Here is a 19089-nt window from a genome sequence, read left to right as displayed (position 1 = left end):
CGGTTCCTGGCGGCCGCGGCGAATCCTCTGGTGAGATCGCGACGTACGCGTCGACACGATCTGCGGGGTGCTTCGTGACGATCACTGAGGATCACGTACCCGGGTTGATCGTCTGCGTGTTCCTGCTCGCCGTAGGCATCGCCGTCCTGTGGCACGGCGGGCGCGAAGTGCGAGTCACCCGACGATTGCGGGACCACGGCGTTCGGACGACGGCGACCGTAATCGGTCATGAGCGAGGACACACGATCGATCAGCCGCTGTACGGCTACAGCGATCAGCAGGGCGGCCAGTTCACCTTGACGCCGACCGATTCCCACGACACCTTCACCCCTGTCGGGGACCAAGCGGACGTGCTCTACCTGCCGGAGGATCCTGGGACTTCGAGGTTGGCGGCGACCGAAGGCACACCGTGGAAGATCGCGCCCTTCGCGTTCATGCTAGGCGCACTTCTTTGCTTCGGGGCCGTCGCGTTCGCGGTCACCCTGCTTTCGGATCCCGCCCCGCTGGCTCCCCCCGCCCCGCAGGCTCCCGCCCCGCAAGCTCCCGCCGACTCGAGCTCGGCGTCCACGTCCATGTTCACCACCGCCGTCTGCGCGGGCATCCTGCTTCTCGCGCTGACCCTTCCGGTTCTGCGGATCACCAGCTTCGCGCTACTGCACCGGACCGGGATCCACACGGAGGGCGTGGTGGTCCGCAGGACCGACGCTTCGCAGTCGGCGGCCTGGCTCGTCGACTTCGAAGATCACGACGGACGACGAATCCAGTTCGCGAGTCGGCGCGTTCCCAAGCGCGCCGGCGCCCGAATTCCCGTCGTCTACCACCGTGATCGGCCGCAGCAGGCTGAGAACGCGTCGTGGGCACCCGTGCTTCGGGCGAACGTGCCCGCCGTGCTGCTCTTGCTGTTCCTCCTCACGATGATCCCCACGTATCTCTGACGTTCGGACAGCTGCGGCCTCGCCCTCGGCCTGCGATGAGTCCTGCGGGCGAGCACGGTCTTCCTGTCAGGTGCGGCGCGTTCGGCGCGGTGCGAGCGGGGAGGACGTCATGCAGAAGATCACCACGTGCCTGTGGTTCGACGGCCAGGCGGAAGAGGCGGCGCGGTTCTACACGTCGATCTTCGCGAATTCGCGGATCACCGAGATCCAGCACTACGGCGAAGCGGGCCCCGGTGCCCCCGGCACGGTGCTGCTGGTGACGTTCGAACTGGCCGGTCAGCAGTTCCTCGGCCTCAACGGCGGCCCCGAGTTCTCGTTCACCGAAGCGATCTCGCTGCACGTGGACTGCAACTCGCAGGAAGAAGTGGACCGGATGACCGAGCGGCTCGTCGCGGGCGGCGAACAGGGACCGTGCGGCTGGGTCAAGGACCGCTACGGCCTGTCCTGGCAGATCGTCCCCACCGAGCTCACCGACATGCTGCGCGACCCCGACCCCGAGCGTTCCAACCGCGTCATGCGGGAAATGCTCACCATGCACAAGCTCGACCTCGCCGCCCTCCGCCGCGCCTACGCGTAGCCGACGTGGCTTCGGAGTGAACGGACCGTTCGTCCAACGAGATCGGACGAACGGTCCGTTCACTCACTCCGGCAGGGACTCGCCGAGGGCGGCGAGGCGGGCGCGGAGAGCGGCGTTCTCGTTCTCGGCGCGATTCAGGCGAACGTGCACCGCGGCCAGGTCGGCCTCCGAATAGCGGTGCGGGATGTGCTTCGGGCAGTTCCAGTCGTAGCCCTCGATTCGGATCAGCACGAGCCGCTCGACCCGGCCCTCGGTACGTGGTTCGTCCAACCGGGCCGCGAGCTCCGGTTCCTCGGCGACGTCGCGCACCTCGGCGTGCCCGAACAGCTTCAGCCGGGTGCGCGTCGCGTAGTCCATGAAGAACAGCGCCACCCGATCGTCACCGCGCACGTTCCCATCGGTGATGTACTGGCGGTTCCCCCGCACATCGGCGTATCCGAGAGTGCCGGAATCCAGGACGTGCACGAATCCGGCGGGACCACCGCGGAATTGCACGTAAGGCCACCCGGTCTCCCCGACGGAAGCGAGATAACAACCGTCGCGCGCCGCGATGAAATCGCGCTCCCGATCCCCCAGCGGATCGGCTTCGAGCCCTACCGCCGCACCCAGCTCCTTCCGGTGCACCGGCCGGCTCCCCTGCTCCACCTGCATGTTCCGCACCGCGTCGGTGAACGCCAGCCGCGCGTACCTGCTCATCGCCCACCTCCCCGGAAAACGAACGCCCCGTTCACGATGACCACGCGGCCGGGGCCGGCACAACGCGCGAGCAGAATGAACCACCCCACACCACCGATCCAGAAGTGCGAAAAGCAGCCGGCCATTTCCGACTCGAACAACTCGGCCCCGCTTTTCCCCTCGCGAGACCGCGGACCCGCCCCCTCACCGGCGTTCCCTGCAAGGCAGACTGAGCGGTCCGCAAACCGAGGAGGATGATGTGAGCGATCTTCAGGTCGAGGACACCAAGGTCGGCGACGGCACCGAGGCCCAGCCGGGCAACGACGTGACCCTGCACTACACGGGCACGCTCAGCGACGGCTCGAAGTTCGACTCGTCCCACGACCGGGGCGAAGGCCTGAACTTCACCCTGGGTTCCGGCCAGGTCATCGAGGGCTGGGACCGCGGCGTCACCGGCATGCGCGTCGGCGGCACCCGCACCCTGGTGATCCCGCCCTCCATGGCCTACGGCGAGCGCGGCGTCCCGCCGATCATCCCGCCGAACGCCACCCTGCACTTCGACGTGGAACTCCTCGAGGTCAAGTGACCCGAAGTCGGCCGGGGCCCCGCCCCGGCCGACACCCGGGCGGGAACCGGAACCCTCGTACGTTTCGCGGGTGCACTGCTCGATCTCGTTCGTCCGCAGCCACTCGCCAAGGGTGCAGGACAACATCGCCGACGAATGCCTCCCATAGGCCTGCGACAGCAACTTGTTCAGCAGGCGCTCGGCCCGCTTCCGGTCGGCCTCGCCTGCCCCCTCACCGCATCGCGCGAGTACGTCCGCTTGCCGGAAGCCAACGTCACTGCGGAATAAACGCTCACGCGGAGTGTCCTGCAGTGCTTCCCGATTCGGCCTCGTCAGCATCCGGCACCGCACGAACCCGAACCCGAACCGAATCCCACGAAATTGGATCTTGCTGCAAGCTCCGCCGCAGGTCAGGTGGTGGGGCAGGTGGGACTTGAACCCACGGCTGACGGATTATGAGTCCGCTGCTCTGACCAACTGAGCTACTGCCCCCGATGGCGTGATGAAACGCTCCTCTGGGTGATCGTAGCGAGGCTGGGCGGCGAGAAGCTCGTTGGGTTGCCCGCTCGACCGGGCGAAACCGCTAGACCTGGGCCGTGATGCGGGGCGGTGGCGGGGAATCCGTTCGTGGCAGCAAAAAGGGCCGGCACCCGTGGGTGCCGGCCCGTTCTCGTCGCAGCGTCACATGAACGCCGTGATGCTGAAGGCACCGGTCAGCTGACCGATGATCACGATGGTGGCCAGCAGGGCGCTGATCCCCGCCACCGTCAGCAGCGACAGCATGACCAAATAGACCAGAGCCCTGATCGGCTTCGGCAGCTGCGCCACCGTGGCCAGATCGGGCAGTGCGAAGTGGTTTTCCTTGCCGATTCCTGGAGCGGACATCCCGACTTCCCCCGTCCTTCTTGTCGTCCCCGTTTGTGCACCACTGCCCCGAGGACGGAGAGCAGTGGGAGTTTCGTTGGTTCTCATGCATCATGAATCGATTTGGTTCATGCCACGCGGCTGGGACCACGGGCCGATCCTGATCATCCATGCCCGCTGTGACCTGCGGGAAAACCTCAGGGGGAAGCGGGGTGTCGTCGAGCTGCACGAATCAGATCGGCGAGCTCATCAGAATCGTTACCCGACCCTGATCAACCCGAGACTGAATCGCCCGAAAGAGTGGAACTGGTTCCATGAACATCAAAAAAGGTGCCGAATTGGCACCCCTTCGCGGTTCGTCAACCCTTGGTTAGCCGACTGATCTGAGCGCCGTTCGACGAAGGCCGATCCAGGGATGTCGACACCTCTTCGTGCCTTCGCGAACCCTGATTCTGCCTGGTTCAACCGGCTTCAGACTCTGCGATCAGCATACCAGCCGCCCGCCGAAGCCCCGCTTCGGCCACCACCGCCCTCCGGGACGCCGCGGACGGTCGCGCGGGCCTCCACTTCTCCTGACACAACAGGAAATTTCGCACTAGAGCGGATTTTTCGGGCGCCGCTATCTCTCGTCCGGCAACGCGGAACGATCACTCACAACTTGACAGTGTGTATAGTTCTACTGGACAAGCCGTATACCACCGGAAACGCCCTCCTGAACCGGAGTTCCTCCCTTGCTCAGATCTCGCAAGTTCCTGGTGTCGAGCGGTGTGGCGCTCGCGCTCGTCGTGCTCCTGTCGCTGGGGTTCCAGTTCGGGCTGCCCGGTTCCTCCGGTGACCGCGACCGGTTGGGGACGTACTCCAGCGACCAAGGCCGCGTGCTCTACCAGGTCCACTTACCGGCGAACTACCGCGACGACCTCCGTCCACCGGTCGTGATGGCGCTGCACGGGTGCGGGATGACCGGCTTCGGGTGGAACTCGATGAAGGGCACGACGCGGTTCGACCGGCTCTCCGACGAAGCGGGATTCATCGTCGTCTACCCGACGCAGACCCCGTTCGCGGACAAGCTGAACTGCTGGAACTCCAACGACTCCCGGCACCAGCACCGAGGCCGCGGCGAGCCCGAACTGCTCGCCGGGGTCGCCCGCCGCGTCGTCTCGGAGTTCAACGCCGATCCCGCTCGGGTGCACGTGGCGGGGGCGTCGTCGGGCGCGGGCACGGCGGTGATCCTGGGCGCCACCTATCCCGACGTGTTCGCCACCGCCACGTCGGTGGCCGGAGGCGAATACGCCCTGGACCAGGTCGACGCGGAAGATCCCGGCCGGGTACCGCCCACCTACACGGCCGGGCAAGCCCACGCCCAGATGGGGCCGCGCGCCCGCCGGGTCCCGCTGCTCGTGTTCCAAGGCGACCGCGATGAGGCAGTCCCGCCGTTCGTGGCCACGCGGTTGGTCGAGCATTGGGCCGCGGTCAACGACCTCGTCGACGACGGCCGGCTCGACGGGGACGTCGACGCCGTACCGGATGCGGTGCAGCGGCAGAATCCACCGGGGCGCCACCCGTACGTCCACTCGACCTACACCGCGTCCGGAGCCCCGTTGATCGAGCACTACCTGGTCTCGGGCATGGCGCACGCCTGGTCCGGGCCCGCGGCCAGCGGTCTGTTCACCGACCGGGCCGGGCCGGACATGGCGCGCGTCATCTGGGAATTCGCCGCCGCCCACCCGATGCGAGGAGGAGCACGATGACGTCGTCCCCAGCGGAGGTCCGCGCATGACCGGCCCCGCGCCGCGTCGAACCCGCCTGTCCCGCGAAGCGCGTGCCGCCCAGCTGCTCGACATCGCCGAGGGGCTGTTCGCGGAACGCGGGATCGAGGGCACTTCGATGGAGGACATCGCTCGCAGCGCCGGGGTGACCCGGCCGATGGTGTACTCGCACTACGCGACCAAGGACGAGGTGTTCCTCGGCTGCGTGCGACGAGCTCGCTCCGAGCTGGAGAGCCGGATCCGCGAACCTGAGATCATGATCGAGTCGGGGGCGGGTGCCGGAGCGGTCATCGGGCGGGCCGGGGACATCTTCTTCGAGATCCTCGAACACGACCCCCAGCGCTGGAAGATCCTGTTCACCCCCAGCACCGCGCTCTCCGCGGAACTGGCCGCGGGAATCGCCGCCATGCGGCTGGGAACCATCACCCGGATCGCCGAGATGGTCGGCCACTTCGCGTCCTTCGACGAGGAGCGCGCCACCGCCTTCGCCTACGCGATCAGCGGCGTCGGCGAACAGCTCGGCCGCTGGTGGCTCGCCCACCCCGAGGTGCCGAGGGCGCGCGTCGTGGCGCACTACCGCGACTTCATCACGGCCGGCCTGGCCCTGCCGTGAACCACCGGGTCGGTGCGCCGCCCGTCCGGTCGGGCGGCGCACCGACCTCGGGTCAGGAACCTTCGCCGAGCGGAAGCGGGTGCGGGGCGAGGCGGTGGGCGGGCGGTTCGGTGCCGTGCAGGTGGCGCACGAAGTAGTCCCACGTGCGGCGCGTGACGTAGTGCTTGCGGCGCAGCAGCGCGTGCTCGTCGCCGGGGATCAGCAGCACGTCGACGTCCTTGTCGGCCTCGATGAGCGCGTCCACCAGACGCAGGGTGTGCGCGGGGAGCACGTTGTCGTCGAGCTCGCCGTGGATCAGCAGCAGCTTGCCCTGCAGGTTCGCGGCCAGCGCCGGGTTCGACAACGCGCGCTTGCTCTCGTCGTCGATCTCGCCGTGGTACTGCTCGGGCCACATGGGGACGTAGACGCCCATGTCGTGGTTCCCGGCCAGGGCGACTCCGACCGAGTAGAACTCGGGGTGGGCGAGCATGGCGCGCGCGGTGGCGAACCCGCCGCCGGAGTGTCCGGTGATGCCGACCCGCTCGGTGTCGAGCCACGGGTGCCGGTGGCCGAGTTCGCGGATCGCGGCGATGTGGTCGACGAGCGAACCGGCGTCGTCGAGGGCGCCGTAGGAGTGGTCGTGGAACGCCTTGCCGCGGCCCGTGGTGCCCCGCCCGTCGACGGCGACGACCGCGAATCCCAGTGCTGCCAGCGCTTCCGCTTCGCCCGGTACGGCGCTGTCGAACGCGGGTCCGGCCCGGTGGACCTGCGGGCCGGGGTAGATGCAGTCGATCACCGGGTAGCGGCGGCCGGGGTCGAAGCCGTGCGGGCGCCACAGCAGTCCGTGGATGGAGGTCTTCCCGTCGGCGGCGGTCGTGCGGAACCGCTCCGGCGGGCGCCAGCCGAGGGCTTCGAGCCCTCCCGCGTCCGGTGCTTCGAGCTCGACCAGGACCTGCCCGTCCCCGCCCAGCACCGCCGAGCGGGGCGGGGAACTCACGGTGGAGGCCCGGTCGACGAGGTAACCGCCCTCCGCCGGGCTCACCGCGTCGTGATCGAGGTCGTCGTCGGTGAGGCGGGTGAAACCGGTGCCGTCGAAACCGATCCGGCAGATCTGGCGGACGTAGGGATCGTGGTCGACGAGCCCGGCGGCCAGGAACCACACCTGCCGCGCGTCCTGGTCCACCCACAGGACCTTGCGCACCGGCCACTGCCCGGAGGTCACCTGCGCGACGCGCTCGCCGTCGGCGGAGTGCAGGTAGAGGTGCCCCCAGCCGTCGCGCTGCGACCACCAGAGGATCTCGCCGGAATCCAGCACGTGCACCATCGCCGGTTCCCCGAGCTGCGGGGTCGGGTCGACCCGCGTCTCACCGCTCTCGCTGATCAGCGTGGTCACCGCGCCGGTGGCCGGGTCGAGGCGGCGCAGCTCCAAGGTGCGGGCGTCGCGGGAGTGACGCAGGAAGTGCACCGCGTCGCCCTTCTCCCCCGACCACCACTGGTAGGCGATGCTCGCCGGATGCACGATCACGTACGGCTCGTCCTGCTGTCGCACGACACCGCGCGTGGCGACGTCCAGCACGGCCCACTGCATCGTCGCCTGCGCCGCGTCGCCGGGCATCGGGTAGCGGGACCGGTGTTCCACGGGCCTGCCGCCGTCGCGGGGCGCGGACTCCACGAGCACCTGCTCGGGCAGGTCGCGCTGGTCGAGCCGGTGCACCAGGAGGCGGGTCGAGTCCGGCGACCAGGACACCGCCAGCGGCGCCGGCAGGCCGAGGTTGCGCATCAGCGCGCGCATGCCCAGCGCTTCGGGAAGTCCGCCGTAGTCGAAGTGCGGCTCGGCGTCGTCGGTGAGCGCGAACTCCTGCTCGCCGTCGCGGGAGCGGACCACGATGTCGCCGTCGCGGCGGAAGGCGATCCACGCCTTGTCCGGCGACACGACCTCGCCGGGCAGCGGCTCGGCGTCCTCGACGCGGGTGCAGGTGCCTGCGCCGTCGGACCACTCCCAGCGGGACTCGAACGCCGAGAACCGCACCGTCCAGTCCTCGTGCTCCGGGACGTCGAGGTCGACCGAGGTGATCGGCAGGTCGTCCGCGGCGACCGCGCGGCCCGCCGCCACCGACAGCGCCGCGGCCAGCCGGTCGTGGTCGAACGCGTCGCGGCGGGTGCCTTCGGCCGGGTCCACCACGACGTGGCGGGCGCCCGCCCGGTACCAGAAGCGGCGTCCGCCGGACAGCCACCGCGGCCGCACCGAGCCGCCGGGCACGCGCCGCGCCCGGTACGGGTCTTGCATGATCTCCGCGCGGGCGTAGTCCGCGTTCGTCAGCCGGATCGCCGGCTCGGTTCCGTGGTTCGGGGTCATGGCTCCGAGCGAACACCCGGCCGTCGCGGCAGGCTCAAGCCTCCGGGCGGATGATCCAGGTCACTCCTGCCCCGACCAGCCGGAACGCCCGTGCCGGACTCGGGACTGCTCCGTTCGTATGCAGCCATCACCTCGGATTTGCATATTTATACGTGATGATCTCCGACGAAACCGGCGGCTCCGGCGCCGGACCGCACGCACCTTGCACCAGATACGAGGACACTTCTCGAGAAGCCCGGCGGGGCTTGTTACCATGAATACATGTCGAAGGTCCTGAATAATCTTCCAGTGGGTGAGCGGGTCGGCATCGCCTTCTCCGGCGGGCTGGACACCTCGGTCGCGGTGGCCTGGATGCGCGAACGCGGCGCCCTGCCGTACACCTACACAGCCGACATCGGCCAGTACGACGAGCCGGACCTGTCCGACGTGCCCGAACGCGGGCGCGTCTACGGTGCCGAGCGCGCGCGGCTGATCGACTGCCGCGCCGCGCTGGTCGAGGAAGGCCTCGCCGCCCTGGCCTGCGGCGCCTTCCACATCCGCTCCGGCGGGCAGGCGTACTTCAACACCACGCCGCTCGGTCGCGCGGTGGTGGGCACGCTGCTGGTGCGCGCCATGCGCGAGGACGACGTGTCCATCTGGGGCGACGGCTCCACCTACAAGGGCAACGACATCGAGCGCTTCTACCGGTACGGCCTGCTGGCCAACCCGGACCTGCGCATCTACAAGCCCTGGTTGGACGAGGACTTCGTCAACGAGCTCGGCGGGCGCGACGAGATGTCCGCCTGGCTGGTCGAGCGGGAACTGCCCTACCGCGACTCCGCGGAGAAGGCGTACTCCACCGACGCCAACATCTGGGGCGCCACCCACGAGGCCAAGAAGCTCGAATACCTCGACACCCCGCTCGAGATCGTCGACCCGATCATGGGCGTGCCCTTCTGGGACTCCGCCGTCGACATCCCGGCCGAGGACGTCACCGTCGAGTTCGAGCACGGCCGCCCGGTGCGGATCAACGGGAAGTCCTTCGACTCCGACGTCGACCTCGTCCACGCCGCCAACACCATCGGCGGCAGGCACGGCCTCGGCATGTCGGACCAGATCGAGAACCGGATCATCGAGGCGAAGAGCCGCGGCGTGTACGAGGCGCCGGGCATGGCGCTGCTGCACATCACCTACGAGCGGCTGCTCAACGCGGTCCACAACGAGGACACCGTGGCGATGTACCACTCCGAGGGCCGCCGCCTCGGCCGGTTGCTCTACGAGGGCCGCTGGTTCGACCCGCAGGCCCTGATGCTGCGGGAGTCCCTGCAGCGCTGGATCGGCTACCCGATCACCGGCAGCGTCACGGTGCGGCTGCGCCGCGGCTGGGACTACACGGTCCTCAACACCGACGGCCCGCGCCTGAGCTACCACCCGGACAAGCTGTCCATGGAGCGCAGCAAGGACCAGGCGTTCGTCCCGAACGACCGCATCGGCCAGCTGTCCATGCGCAACCTGGACATCGCCGACTCCCGCAGCATGCTGGAGCTCTACGAGGGCGGCGGCCACGGTTCGCTCACCGCGTGGGGCGAACTCGTCGGCGAGCTGGCTCCGGGCGGAGCCTCCGCGATCGCGGCGCGCACCGGCGAGGACGGCGTCGAGTCCGAGGCGCTCGACCACGCCGCCATCGAGGTGGGCACGGACTGACCCGCCGCCGAACACACCGGGGCCGGTGCGACCGCAGCGTCGCGCCGGCCCCGCGTGCGTCGTGGCGGAGTTCGGCCGGGGCTCATTCCGGCCACGGCGAGTTCTTGATGACCTCGACGAAGTCGCCGCGCACGAATCCGGGGACGCAGTGCGCCAGCACGTCCGCCTTGACGTTGCCGAACGTCGTCGCCGGGCGGTGCTCGACGCCCGCGGTGAACGCGGCGAGGATGCCGTTCTTGAAGTCCGGGCGCGGATGCGCCTCGACCACGGCGGCGCGCTGCTCGGCGGTGACCGCGTCGTGGCCGATGCCCAGCACGTCCAGCTCCACTCCCCGCGTGACCAGGGCGATCTCGGCGGCCATGTGCAGCGGGATCTCAGGAGTGGTGTGCAGCGCGATCGCCGTCCACACCCGCTCGGCCCGCGGCTCGTCGATGCCGTGCCCGCGCAGGAAAGCGCGGGCCTCGTCGGCCCCGTCGAGCTCGAATCGCTGGTCGGCGCGGCGGTACCGCTCGGTCAGGCCGAGGTCGTGGAACATCGCCCCGACGTAGAGCAGCTCCGCGTCGAACCGCACGCCCTCGTCGCGTCCGCGCAGCGCACCCCACAGGAACACCCGCCGGGAGTGGTCGTACAGCAGCGGCGAGGCGACGTCGCGCACCAGCTCGGTGGCTTCCCGGGCCAGCGCGCTGTCCGGGATCTCCACGCCCGCGATGGTCGAACTCATCGGTGCCGCCCCTCGTCTCGGTTCTGCTGACCGGGACCAGGGTCGCGCGCGGGCCGCCGCGTCGCCACGGCGGTCGCGCGCTCGCCGGGGCTGCGCCGACCTCCGCGAAAGCACCCTTGAACGCACGAAACCCCAGGTCATTGACCTGGGGTTTCGTGAAGTGCTCCTCCAACTGGACTCGAACCAGTAACCCTCCGGTTAACAGCCGAATGCTCTGCCAATTGAGCTATGGAGGAATGTCGGTTGTGCTCGCCAGCCCCTTGCTCGCTGACGTGTACTACTTTAACCCATCCGCCAAGCCCTTCTCACACCCCCCCTGGACCCACGAACACCGCAGGTCACAGCGCCATGCTCAGCGGCGGTGGGCGATGACGAAGATCCGTCGGAACGGCAGCCACGTCGTGCCGTCCGGCCGAGCCGGGTACGCCGCGCGCAGCCGGGCGCCGAGTTCGGCGCGGAACGCCGTCCACTGCTCGGCGTCCAGCGCGGCCCGCACCGGCCGCAGCGCGGTGCCGCTGATCCACTCCAGGACCGGGTCCGGGCCGTTGAGCCGGTGCACGTAGGTCGTCTCCCACGCGTCGACCGACAGGCCCAGGTCGGCGACGACCTCGGCGTACTCCGCGGGTGAGCGCACGGCGTCGGCGCCCAGCAGCCCCGGCACCTCCCACCCCTGCTCGCCGAGCAGGTCGCGGATCTCGCGGTGCGACGGGGAATCGAAGTTGCCGGGCACCTGGAAGGCGAACGCGGCGCCCGCGGGCAGCGCCGGGAGCCAGGAGCGCAGCAGGTCGACGTGCTCGGGGACCCATTGCAGCACCGCGTTGCACAGCACGACGTCGGAATCGGGCCGCGGCTCCCAGTCGCGGACGTCCTGCCGGTGCGCGTCGATCCCGTTGGCCCGCGCGGCCTCGACCATCTCCGGCGAGGAGTCGGTGGCCTCGACCTCGGCTCCCGGCCAGCGGTCGACGAGCAGCCGCGTGAGGTTGCCGGCGCCGCAGCCGAGGTCGACGATCCGGCGGGCTCGGCGCGCCGGGACGCGGGCCATCAGGTCGTGCGCGGGGCGGTCGCGGTGCTCGCTGAACGACAGGTACTTCTGTGGATCCCACACCCGAAAAACAGTACGACCGTACTGTTGGGTTGTCCAGCCGTCAGCGCGCAGCGCCGCGCAGCCGCTGCGCCACCTCGGCGGCCACCGGCGCGAGCGCGTCCTCGTCCGTGCCCGGGTCGGCGCGGACCTGCAGCACCAGGCCGTTGCGGCCCGGCACCTTGCGCTGCACGAACCGCGCGCCGCCCGCCGGGAACTCCCGGTGCTGCGTGCTGCGGATGGAGCCGGTCACGCGCTCGTGCACGACCTCCGGCAACCTGCCAGGCTCGGTGAGCGCGACGCGCTGCGGCGGCAGGTCCCGCAGCAGCACCGCCTCGCCCGCCGGACCGGACTCCGCGGACTCGATCAAGGTCAGCGCGCCGTCGTTCCAGGTCGCCTTGCTCACCAGGTGCCAGCCGAGGCGGCGCCCCGACGGCAACCACAAGCCCAGGTGCGTGGCGACCAGCGGGCCCTCGGCCGAGCGCGCCACCGCCAGCACCCGCTCGTCGCCGGTGAGCTCACCCGCGAAGTCCACGGGCAGCTCCGCCGTGCCGGACAAGCGGGCGACGAAACCGCGCAACCACGCCATCACAACGCTCCCGAGGCCTGGTGCAGCAGCGAATGGCGGTACTGCTCCAACGCCAGCATGTCCCCGAACAGCGAGTTGTACTCCTCCGGCTGCTCCGTCGGGGACATCCGCTGCACTCGCGACTTGATGTCCGCGATCTCGCGGCCGACCATGATCTCCTGCAAGCGGGCGATCACCCCGGCCACGTAGCGCGGATCCTCTTCGGACTTCGTGTCCAGGGCCTCCACTGCCAGCAGCGTGAGCAGGCGCCGCGTCACCTCGTCCGGGCATTCCCGCCCCACCGCGTCCACCAGACCGGCACCGGACAGGCCGGACATCGTGCCGCCCGCCGCGACGATCGCCTGGTGCAGCCGCGAGTAGGACGGCTCGGTGAACGCCTCGTCCGGCAGCGAGTCGTAGACGGGGCCCGCCAGCGCGGGCACCTGCAGCGCGAGCTTCAACGTCTCCCGCTGGCACCAGCGGGGATCGTCCCGGCGTGGCCGCTTCGGCAACTCCACGTCCACGCCCAGCGAATCCTGATCCGGATTGCGCTGCTGGCGACGTCGCGGCTGCTGCTTCACCGGGGCGCCCGCCGACTCGCGGACTCGGCGCACCACCTGGTTCTCGTCGTTCCAGCCGACCCAACCGGCCAGCTGCACCGCGTAGCCGTCGCGACGTTCCAAATCCTTGATCTGCGCGACCAGCGGCACCGTGCGCTGGAGCGCGTCCACCCGGCCGTCCACCGAATCCAGGTCGTACTCGGTGAGCAGGCTGCGGATGGCGAACTCGAACAGCGGTTTCCGCCGCGCCACCAGGTCCCGCACCGCGGTGTCCCCGCTGGCCTGGCGCAGCTCGCACGGGTCCATGCCGTCCGGCGTGATCGCCACGTAGGTCTGCGTCGCGAACTGCTGCTCGCCGTCGAAGGCCTTCAACGCCGCCTTCTGCCCGGCGGCGTCGCCGTCGAAGGTGAAGATGACCTCGCCGCGGAACGCGTTGTCGTCCATCATCAGCCGCCGCAGCACCGAGATGTGGTCGTCGCCGAACGCCGTCCCGCACGACGCGATGGCCGTCGGGACACCGGCCAAGTGCATCGCCATGACGTCGGTGTAGCCCTCGACGACCACCGCCTGATGCCGCTTCGCGATGTCCCGCTTGGCCAGGTCGATGCCGAACAGCACCTGCGACTTGTTGAAGATCGGCGTCGCCGAGGTGTTGACGTACTTCGCCTCGATCGGGTCGTCGTCGAAGATCCGGCGCGCGCCGAAGCCGACGACGTCGCCCGCCAGGTCCTTCAACGGCCACAGCAGCCTGCGGTGGAACCGGTCCAGCGGGCCGCGGCGACCTTCCTTCGACAGGCCGCACTTGTAGAGCTCGTCGAGCTCGAAGCCCTTGCCCAGCAGGTGCTTGGTCAGCTTGTCCCACCCGGACGGGGCGAATCCGCAACCGAACCGGGTCGCGGCGGCCTCGTCGAAGCCCCGCTCCGCGAGGTACTCGCGGCCCTGCAACGCCTCCGGCGAACGCAGGTGCTCGGCGTAGAACTCGGCGGCGACGCGGTGCGCCTCCACCATCCGCGCGCGGGTCCCCCGATCGCGCTTCTCACTCGGCACCCCGCCCTCGTAGTGCAGCTGGACGCCCGCGCGGTCGGCCAGCCGCTCCACGGATTCGACGAAACCGAGGTGCTCGGACTTCATGAGGAACGCGATGACGTCACCGCCCTCACCGCAGCCGAAGCAGTGGAAGGTGCCGTGGCTCGGGCGCACGTTGAACGACGGCGTCTTCTCGTCGTGGAAGGGGCACAGCCCCTTCATCGCGCCCCCGCCGGCGTTGCGCAGCGCCACGTACTCGCCGACGATCTCGTCGATCCGGATGCGATCACGTACCTCGGCGACGTCGCTATCTCGGATCCTCCCAGCCACACCGCCAGTCTAGGCGTCGCGCACAACACACCGACGGGTGTCCCCGCGGGGAGCACAATCGGCGCATGACCAATGCCGGTCCGGCGCGAGCCGCCGAGTTCGACGCGCACCGCCCGCGGCTGACCGCGCTCGCCTACCGGCTCACCGGCCGGTTCGCCGACGCCGAGGACGCCGTGCAGGAGGCGTGGCTGCGGCTGGCCCGCGAGTCGGCGGAGATCCGCGATCTCGGGGCCTGGCTGAGCACCGTGGTCGGTCGGATCTGCCTGGACAGGACGCGGTCGGCGGCGCACCGGCGGGAGCGGTACGTGGGGCCGTGGCTGCCGGAACCCGTGGTGACGCCGCTCGACGCTCGGGATCCGCTGGAGGCCGTGGTCGGACGCGACGACCTGCGGATGGCCGCGCTGCGGATGCTGCACGAGCTGCCCGCTGAGCAGCGGTTCGCGTTCGTGCTGCACGACGGTTTCCAGGTGCCGTTCGCCGAGATCGCCGAGCTGCTCGGCTGCCCCGCCGCCACCGCGCGCCAGCACGCGTCCCGAGCTCGCAGGGCGCTGGCCGCGGACGCACCGCCCCGCGCTCCGCTGCCGCGCCAGCAGGAGGTGGTGGAGCGGTTCTTGACCGCCGTTCACGCGGGCGACCTGACCGAGCTGACCCGGCTGCTGCACCCGGAGGCCGCGTTCTTCGGCGACAGCGGCGGCAAGGCGTCCACGGCGCGGCGCCCGATCCGCGGCGGCGGCAAGATCGCCCGGTTCATGCTCGGCCTGGTCACCAAGTACGGCACGGCCGCGCTGGAAGGGGTGCGTCCGGTGCTGGTCAACGGTGACCTCGGGATGTTCGTGCCGGGCGATCCCACCGATGCCACCGGCCGCACCTCGCCGCAGCGCGTGCTCGTGTTCACCGTCGACGACGACCGCATCGCGGAGCTGCACGACCTGGTCAACCCGGACAAGCTGACCCGCCTCGCCCTCTGACCGGACCGCCCCGCCACCCGCACAAGCGACCCCCGCCCGTGGCCACCCGGGAAACCCCTCCCGAAATTTCTCGCGAGATCAATTCCCCTCCGCTCACGAACGAACACTCGCGGAACCCCGGTGAGCTGCGAACCCTCTCTCCCGAACGCACTTTCCTGCGGGGCGCCGAATTCAATTCCTCGCGAAATTGCAAGGGGGCGGGGCTGACGCTCGGCGGGGTGGTGACGGAGCGGAGTCCGGTGGGTCAGGGCATCGGGACTCGGCAGGCTTCTCCCGAGGTGAAGCCCTGGGCGGTGATGCCGAGGGCGTGGTTGAACCGGGTGCGCTGGTTCTCCAGCGCGATCATGTAGGTCAGCTCGACCGCGCCCTGGTGGCCCAGCCTGCGGTCCAGCTCCGCGACCTGCTCGTCGGTCACCGTCATCGGCAGGTCGGTCATCGCGTCGGTGTAGTCGATCACCAGCCGGTCCAGTTCGGTGAACCGCGGCGACGTCCGGTAGTCGTCGATCTCCTTGAGCCGTTCGACGTCGAGTCCTTCGTCGCGCTGCAGCATGGTGCCGAAGTCCACGCACCACGAGCAGCCGATCCGGGTCGCCGTCCGGAACACGGCGAGCTCGCGGACGCTCGCGGGCAGGACGCGGACGGCGCGCTCCACCGCCAGCTCCCCGACACCGGCGGCCAGCAGCAGCTTCGGGTGCTGCGCGGTCACCGCCATCGGCTCCGGCACCGCGCCGAAACGACGCCGGAGGTACCGGTAGAGGAACTTGGTCAGCGGGCCCGCTCGGTGCGCCGGAACGGGGTCGATGCGCGGCATGGTCACTCCCAGGTGCCGTTCCCCGCCGGGTGCGGGGACTCACCACCGGGACGAGACGGCGCCCGGGAACGTGACAACGCGGGTCAGGACGGGTCGACGACGCGAGCCAGGAAGTACACCGCGCCGGACTCCCGGTGCCGCACCAGGAACAGGAACGGCCGGTCGATCCGCACCCGGATCGGGTCGGGTTCGCGCACGATCGCGGTGAGCCGCATCATCGCCGCCGTAGCCGCCGCGCCCTCCAAGCCGGACTCGTCGACCCGCAGCACCGCCTGGTGCACGATCGTGGAGATCTTCAGCGGCGCGTCGGTGAGCGGGCTGAAGTCGGCACCGGGCGTGAACAGCTTGTGCACTCCGAGGTGGCCGAGCGGGGCGTTGAGCTCGGCGTCCGAGTCGACGTCGAAGCGCGGCAGGAACAGCTCCACCCGCTCGTCGCGCACCGAGGCGAGCAGGGTGCCGAGTTCGGCGGCGCCCAGCGCCGGTTCCGCGGTGGCGAGGTCCTCGTCGGGCAGCAGGACCACGGCTTCCACTCCGCCGGCCGCAGGCAAGGTCACCGCCTGCCAGCCACCGGTCGCCGCGTAACCGAAGCGGCGGGTCGCGGTCATCGTCGGCACCGACCGCTCCCCCGCCGGGGCGCGGAACGGCTGGTCCGCCGTCTTGTGGGCGTCGAAGGCCTCGCGCCAGGACACCTTGAGGTAGAGGGCGTTGACCAGGGCCGCCACCGTGTCGGCGTCGACCGTGCCGGGTTCCAGCAGCTCGGGGATCAGGTCGCGCGTCGTCTCCGCGACATCGGAGTTGATCAACCGGCGGGCGTCGTCCGGAGCGCTGCGGAACGGCGCGGTGCGCACGGCGCTGCCCGGCCACTCCTTCAGCGACCGCAGGAACGCGTCGTGCACCGGGAGTTCGTCGTGCGCCCACAGCGTGTTCGCGACCGCCAGCTCCGGCGGCTCGGCCGAGCCGGTGCCGGAGAGCTCCGCCGCCGGGGACAACGAGCCGCGCACCGCGTCGGGGCTGTCGGCGCGCAGCGCGGACAGCAGTTCACCGCTGGTGTCGCCGCCCGCCGCCGCGGCGGCCAGCCCGAGTGCGCCGGCCACCGAGTACGGCGACCAGGTGAACGGGCGGTTCGCCTCCGGGGCGAGCCGGTGGTGCAGGGCCAGGCTGAAATCGAGATGCTCGGTCACGGCCGCGTGGACTCCGTTCAGCGCGTCGGCTGCTCACTCAGGACTGCGACCGAGTCTGCCACCCGGACCGTCCCGGCGGGGCCGCCCGAACGTTCGGAACCCGATCAGCACAGCCCGCGAGCCGTGCGCCGCGCCGATCAGCGCAGGGACTCCTCGATGTCGGACAAGCCCATCAGCCGCAGTTCCTGGGCGATGTACTCGGCCGCGCGCCGGGCTTCGGGGTCGCGCCAGCGCAGGTCGGTCACCCAGTCGGCGAGGTTGTCGGTGTTGACGTACGGCTCGCCGTCGGCGACGAGCTTCTGGATGTAGTGCCGGTTCGGCATCGAGGATCTCCTTGCGGCACGGGGACGGGTCGGGGATCGCGCCGCACGCACAGCAGTCGGCCGTTCAGGTCGGGGGTCCCGAACGGCCGACACGCTGGGTGAACACTATGCCGGACGACCCGGGCTCAACACCCCCCGATCAGACGTATTTCACACCGACTTGGCTCCGCTGCGTACATGGCGTGCATGCCAGGACACCGCCTGCGCATCCGTGAGGGACGCGACCTGGTCCAGCACGACCCGCAACCGCCGCGCGTCGTCCGCCGCCGCCGACCAGTCCGGCCGGAACGCGGGGTCCAGCGCCTCCGGCGCCCGCCGCACCAGCACCTCGACCAGTTCCGCCAGCAGCTCCCGCTGCCGCTCCTGCATCCGCAGCCGACGCGGATCGCTGAGCACGAAGTGCACCGCCACCGCCTTGAGCACCGCGACCTCCGCCGCCACCCGGCGCGGCACCACGACGTCCGCCGCGTACCTGGTCAACGGGCCCGGCCCGTGCGCCTCGGCGGTGCCCGACACCGCCGCCGAGGTGAACCGGCCGACGAGTTCGCTGGTCAACCGCTTCAACGCCACCTGCGCGCCGAGCGTGCCGTCGTAGTCGGCCACCGCCGCGACCGCGGGCAGCACCGCCAGCTCGCCCGCCGCGACGTCCAGCTCACCGGCATCGCCGTCGGCCCAGAAGTGCTTCGCCGCCAACCGCACGATCTCCGAGCGCTCCCCCGGCCGGGAGAGCTCCCGCAACGAGATGCGGCCCGAGTGCACCCCGTCCTCCACGTCGTGCACCGAGTACGCCACGTCGTCGGCCCAGTCCATGATCTGCGCCTCCAAGCAGCGGCGATCGCCCACCGCGCCCTGGCGCATCCAGGTGAACACCGCGAGGTCGTCCGGGTAGGCGCCGAACTTCACCTCGCCGGGGCGGCGCGGCCACGGGTACTTCGTCGCCGCGTCCAGGCAGGCGCGGGTCAGGTTCAGGCCGCTGCCGGCACCCGGTTCGTCCGGCAGCTTCGGCTCCAGGCGCGTCAAGATCCGCAGGGTCTGCGCGTTGCCCTCGAAGCCGCCGCAGGAATCGGCGAGCTCGTTGAGCGCCTGCTCACCGTTGTGGCCGAACGGCGGATGCCCGATGTCGTGGGCCAGTCCGGCGGTGTCCACGAGGTCGGCGTCCGCGCCCAGCGTCACGGCGATCCCGCGGCCGATCTGCGCCACCTCTAGCGAATGCGTCAGCCGGGTGCGCGGGACGTCGCCCTCTTCGGGACCCATTACCTGGGTCTTGCCCGCCAGGCGGCGCAGCGCCGCCGAATGCAGCACCCGAGCCCGGTCCCGCGCGAACGGGGTGCGGGCCTCCTGGTGCGCTCCCGGCAGCGCGGCGGCCTTCGGCGGTTCGGCGGACAACCGGGCGAGGTCGTGCTCTCCGTACCCGGGCGGCAAGGCGTTCACCGCGCCCAGCCTACGGCCTCGGCACGCCCCGCCAGCTGAAACGCCCGCCAACACGCGTTGAACGCGCACCGGAGGG

18 protein-coding genes and 2 tRNA genes are annotated in these 19089 nt (G+C 70.4%); 7 read left to right on the top strand and 13 right to left on the bottom strand.

Going from position 1 to position 19089, the window contains the following annotated elements; all coding sequences use genetic code 11:
- Window positions 1-74 precede the first annotated feature (74 nt).
- Together ACWD38_RS04860 and ACWD38_RS04855 are read left to right on the top strand one after the other, a co-directional pair.
- Window positions 75-935, top strand: a complete 861-nt coding sequence (locus ACWD38_RS04860; protein WP_184477742.1) for a DUF3592 domain-containing protein — start codon at window positions 75-77, stop codon at window positions 933-935.
- Between the two features lie 109 nt (window positions 936-1044).
- Window positions 1045-1512, top strand: coding sequence for a VOC family protein (locus ACWD38_RS04855; protein WP_450123368.1), 468 nt, complete (start codon window positions 1045-1047; stop codon window positions 1510-1512).
- Between the two features lie 63 nt (window positions 1513-1575).
- Here ACWD38_RS04855 and ACWD38_RS04850 read toward each other — a convergent pair whose 3' ends face one another.
- Window positions 1576-2208 carry a pyridoxamine 5'-phosphate oxidase family protein gene (locus tag ACWD38_RS04850; protein ID WP_184477741.1) on the bottom strand — a complete coding sequence of 211 codons (633 nt, stop codon included), beginning with the start codon at window positions 2206-2208 and terminating at the stop codon, window positions 1576-1578.
- Between the two features lie 238 nt (window positions 2209-2446).
- Between ACWD38_RS04850 and ACWD38_RS04845 the strand changes: the two genes are divergently transcribed.
- The gene (locus tag ACWD38_RS04845) at window positions 2447-2773 is read left to right on the top strand and encodes an FKBP-type peptidyl-prolyl cis-trans isomerase (protein ID WP_343071238.1); all 327 of its coding nucleotides are present in this window, start codon (window positions 2447-2449) and stop codon (window positions 2771-2773) included.
- Between the two features lie 394 nt (window positions 2774-3167).
- Here ACWD38_RS04845 and ACWD38_RS04840 read toward each other — a convergent pair.
- Together ACWD38_RS04840 and ACWD38_RS04835 are read right to left on the bottom strand one after the other, a co-directional pair.
- Window positions 3168-3244, bottom strand: a tRNA-Ile gene (locus tag ACWD38_RS04840).
- A gap of 189 nt (window positions 3245-3433) precedes the next feature.
- Window positions 3434-3637, bottom strand: coding sequence for a hypothetical protein (locus ACWD38_RS04835; protein ID WP_184477740.1), 204 nt, complete (start codon window positions 3635-3637; stop codon window positions 3434-3436).
- A 710-nt stretch (window positions 3638-4347) separates the two neighbouring features.
- Between ACWD38_RS04835 and ACWD38_RS04830 the strand changes: the two genes are divergently transcribed.
- Window positions 4348-5364, top strand: coding sequence for an extracellular catalytic domain type 1 short-chain-length polyhydroxyalkanoate depolymerase (locus ACWD38_RS04830; RefSeq protein ID WP_184477739.1), 1017 nt, complete (start codon window positions 4348-4350; stop codon window positions 5362-5364).
- A gap of 25 nt (window positions 5365-5389) precedes the next feature.
- On the top strand, window positions 5390-5995 hold the full coding sequence (locus tag ACWD38_RS04825; RefSeq protein WP_184477738.1) for a TetR/AcrR family transcriptional regulator: 606 nt from the start codon (window positions 5390-5392) through the stop codon (window positions 5993-5995).
- A 52-nt stretch (window positions 5996-6047) separates the two neighbouring features.
- Here the strand turns inward: ACWD38_RS04825 and ACWD38_RS04820 are convergent, their stop codons facing one another.
- Window positions 6048-8330 carry a prolyl oligopeptidase family serine peptidase gene (locus ACWD38_RS04820; protein ID WP_450123367.1) on the bottom strand — a complete coding sequence of 761 codons (2283 nt, stop codon included), beginning with the start codon at window positions 8328-8330 and terminating at the stop codon, window positions 6048-6050.
- Window positions 8331-8591: 261 nt separating this feature from the next.
- Here ACWD38_RS04820 and argG point away from each other — a divergent pair, with 261 nt between their 5' ends.
- Window positions 8592-10013: an argininosuccinate synthase gene (gene argG / locus ACWD38_RS04815; RefSeq protein ID WP_184477736.1), complete on the top strand. Its 1422-nt coding sequence runs from the start codon at window positions 8592-8594 to the stop codon at window positions 10011-10013.
- An 82-nt stretch (window positions 10014-10095) separates the two neighbouring features.
- Here argG and ACWD38_RS04810 read toward each other — a convergent pair whose 3' ends face one another.
- The 5 genes from ACWD38_RS04810 to dnaG form a co-directional block, all read right to left on the bottom strand.
- Window positions 10096-10734, bottom strand: coding sequence for an HD domain-containing protein (locus tag ACWD38_RS04810; RefSeq protein WP_450123366.1), 639 nt, complete (start codon window positions 10732-10734; stop codon window positions 10096-10098).
- 163 nt (window positions 10735-10897) lie between these two features.
- A tRNA-Asn gene (locus ACWD38_RS04805) sits at window positions 10898-10970 on the bottom strand.
- Window positions 10971-11086: 116 nt separating this feature from the next.
- On the bottom strand, window positions 11087-11839 hold the full coding sequence (locus ACWD38_RS04800; protein WP_184477734.1) for a trans-aconitate 2-methyltransferase: 753 nt from the start codon (window positions 11837-11839) through the stop codon (window positions 11087-11089).
- Between the two features lie 40 nt (window positions 11840-11879).
- On the bottom strand, window positions 11880-12404 hold the full coding sequence (locus ACWD38_RS04795; protein ID WP_450123365.1) for a hypothetical protein: 525 nt from the start codon (window positions 12402-12404) through the stop codon (window positions 11880-11882).
- Window positions 12404-14299: a DNA primase gene (gene dnaG / locus ACWD38_RS04790; RefSeq protein ID WP_184477732.1), complete on the bottom strand. Its 1896-nt coding sequence runs from the start codon at window positions 14297-14299 to the stop codon at window positions 12404-12406. Before dnaG ends, ACWD38_RS04795 begins: the two co-directional genes overlap by 1 nt.
- Before the next feature lie 65 nt (window positions 14300-14364).
- Between dnaG and sigJ the strand changes: the two genes are divergently transcribed.
- Window positions 14365-15267, top strand: coding sequence for an RNA polymerase sigma factor SigJ (sigJ, locus tag ACWD38_RS04785; RefSeq protein WP_184477731.1), 903 nt, complete (start codon window positions 14365-14367; stop codon window positions 15265-15267).
- 244 nt (window positions 15268-15511) lie between these two features.
- Here the strand turns inward: sigJ and ACWD38_RS04780 are convergent, their stop codons facing one another.
- The 4 genes from ACWD38_RS04780 to ACWD38_RS04765 all read right to left on the bottom strand — a co-directional run bounded on the left by ACWD38_RS04780 (window position 15512) and on the right by ACWD38_RS04765 (window position 19004).
- Window positions 15512-16078, bottom strand: coding sequence for a carboxymuconolactone decarboxylase family protein (locus ACWD38_RS04780; protein WP_184477730.1), 567 nt, complete (start codon window positions 16076-16078; stop codon window positions 15512-15514).
- 83 nt (window positions 16079-16161) lie between these two features.
- The gene (locus ACWD38_RS04775; protein ID WP_184477729.1) at window positions 16162-17259 is read right to left on the bottom strand and encodes a serpin family protein; all 1098 of its coding nucleotides are present in this window, start codon (window positions 17257-17259) and stop codon (window positions 16162-16164) included.
- Between the two features lie 137 nt (window positions 17260-17396).
- The gene (locus ACWD38_RS04770) at window positions 17397-17582 is read right to left on the bottom strand and encodes a hypothetical protein (RefSeq protein ID WP_184477728.1); all 186 of its coding nucleotides are present in this window, start codon (window positions 17580-17582) and stop codon (window positions 17397-17399) included.
- 150 nt (window positions 17583-17732) lie between these two features.
- Window positions 17733-19004 (bottom strand): deoxyguanosinetriphosphate triphosphohydrolase, encoded by a 1272-nt coding sequence (locus ACWD38_RS04765; protein ID WP_450123370.1) that lies wholly within the window; start codon window positions 19002-19004, stop codon window positions 17733-17735.
- Window positions 19005-19089 lie beyond the last annotated feature (85 nt).

The sequence above is a fragment of the Saccharopolyspora sp. NPDC002578 genome (assembly GCF_053592695.1).
This window is presented reverse-complemented; position numbering and strand designations above follow the sequence as displayed.

What these genes read in the sequence shown, in the direction of transcription:
- ACWD38_RS04855 (WP_450123368.1), top strand. Translation starts at nt 1,045, where the DNA reads ATGCAGAAGATCACCACGTGCCTGTGGTTCGACGGCCAGGCGGAAGAG.
- ACWD38_RS04850 (WP_184477741.1), bottom strand. Translation starts at nt 2,208, where the DNA reads ATGAGCAGGTACGCGCGGCTGGCGTTCACCGACGCGGTGCGGAACATG.
- ACWD38_RS04835 (WP_184477740.1), bottom strand. Translation starts at nt 3,637, where the DNA reads ATGTCCGCTCCAGGAATCGGCAAGGAAAACCACTTCGCACTGCCCGAT.
- ACWD38_RS04825 (WP_184477738.1), top strand. Translation starts at nt 5,390, where the DNA reads ATGACCGGCCCCGCGCCGCGTCGAACCCGCCTGTCCCGCGAAGCGCGT.
- ACWD38_RS04820 (WP_450123367.1), bottom strand. Translation starts at nt 8,330, where the DNA reads ATGACCCCGAACCACGGAACCGAGCCGGCGATCCGGCTGACGAACGCG.
- argG (WP_184477736.1), top strand. Translation starts at nt 8,592, where the DNA reads ATGTCGAAGGTCCTGAATAATCTTCCAGTGGGTGAGCGGGTCGGCATC.
- ACWD38_RS04810 (WP_450123366.1), bottom strand. Translation starts at nt 10,734, where the DNA reads ATGAGTTCGACCATCGCGGGCGTGGAGATCCCGGACAGCGCGCTGGCC.
- ACWD38_RS04795 (WP_450123365.1), bottom strand. Translation starts at nt 12,404, where the DNA reads ATGGCGTGGTTGCGCGGTTTCGTCGCCCGCTTGTCCGGCACGGCGGAG.
- sigJ (WP_184477731.1), top strand. Translation starts at nt 14,365, where the DNA reads ATGACCAATGCCGGTCCGGCGCGAGCCGCCGAGTTCGACGCGCACCGC.
- ACWD38_RS04780 (WP_184477730.1), bottom strand. Translation starts at nt 16,078, where the DNA reads ATGCCGCGCATCGACCCCGTTCCGGCGCACCGAGCGGGCCCGCTGACC.
- ACWD38_RS04770 (WP_184477728.1), bottom strand. Translation starts at nt 17,582, where the DNA reads ATGCCGAACCGGCACTACATCCAGAAGCTCGTCGCCGACGGCGAGCCG.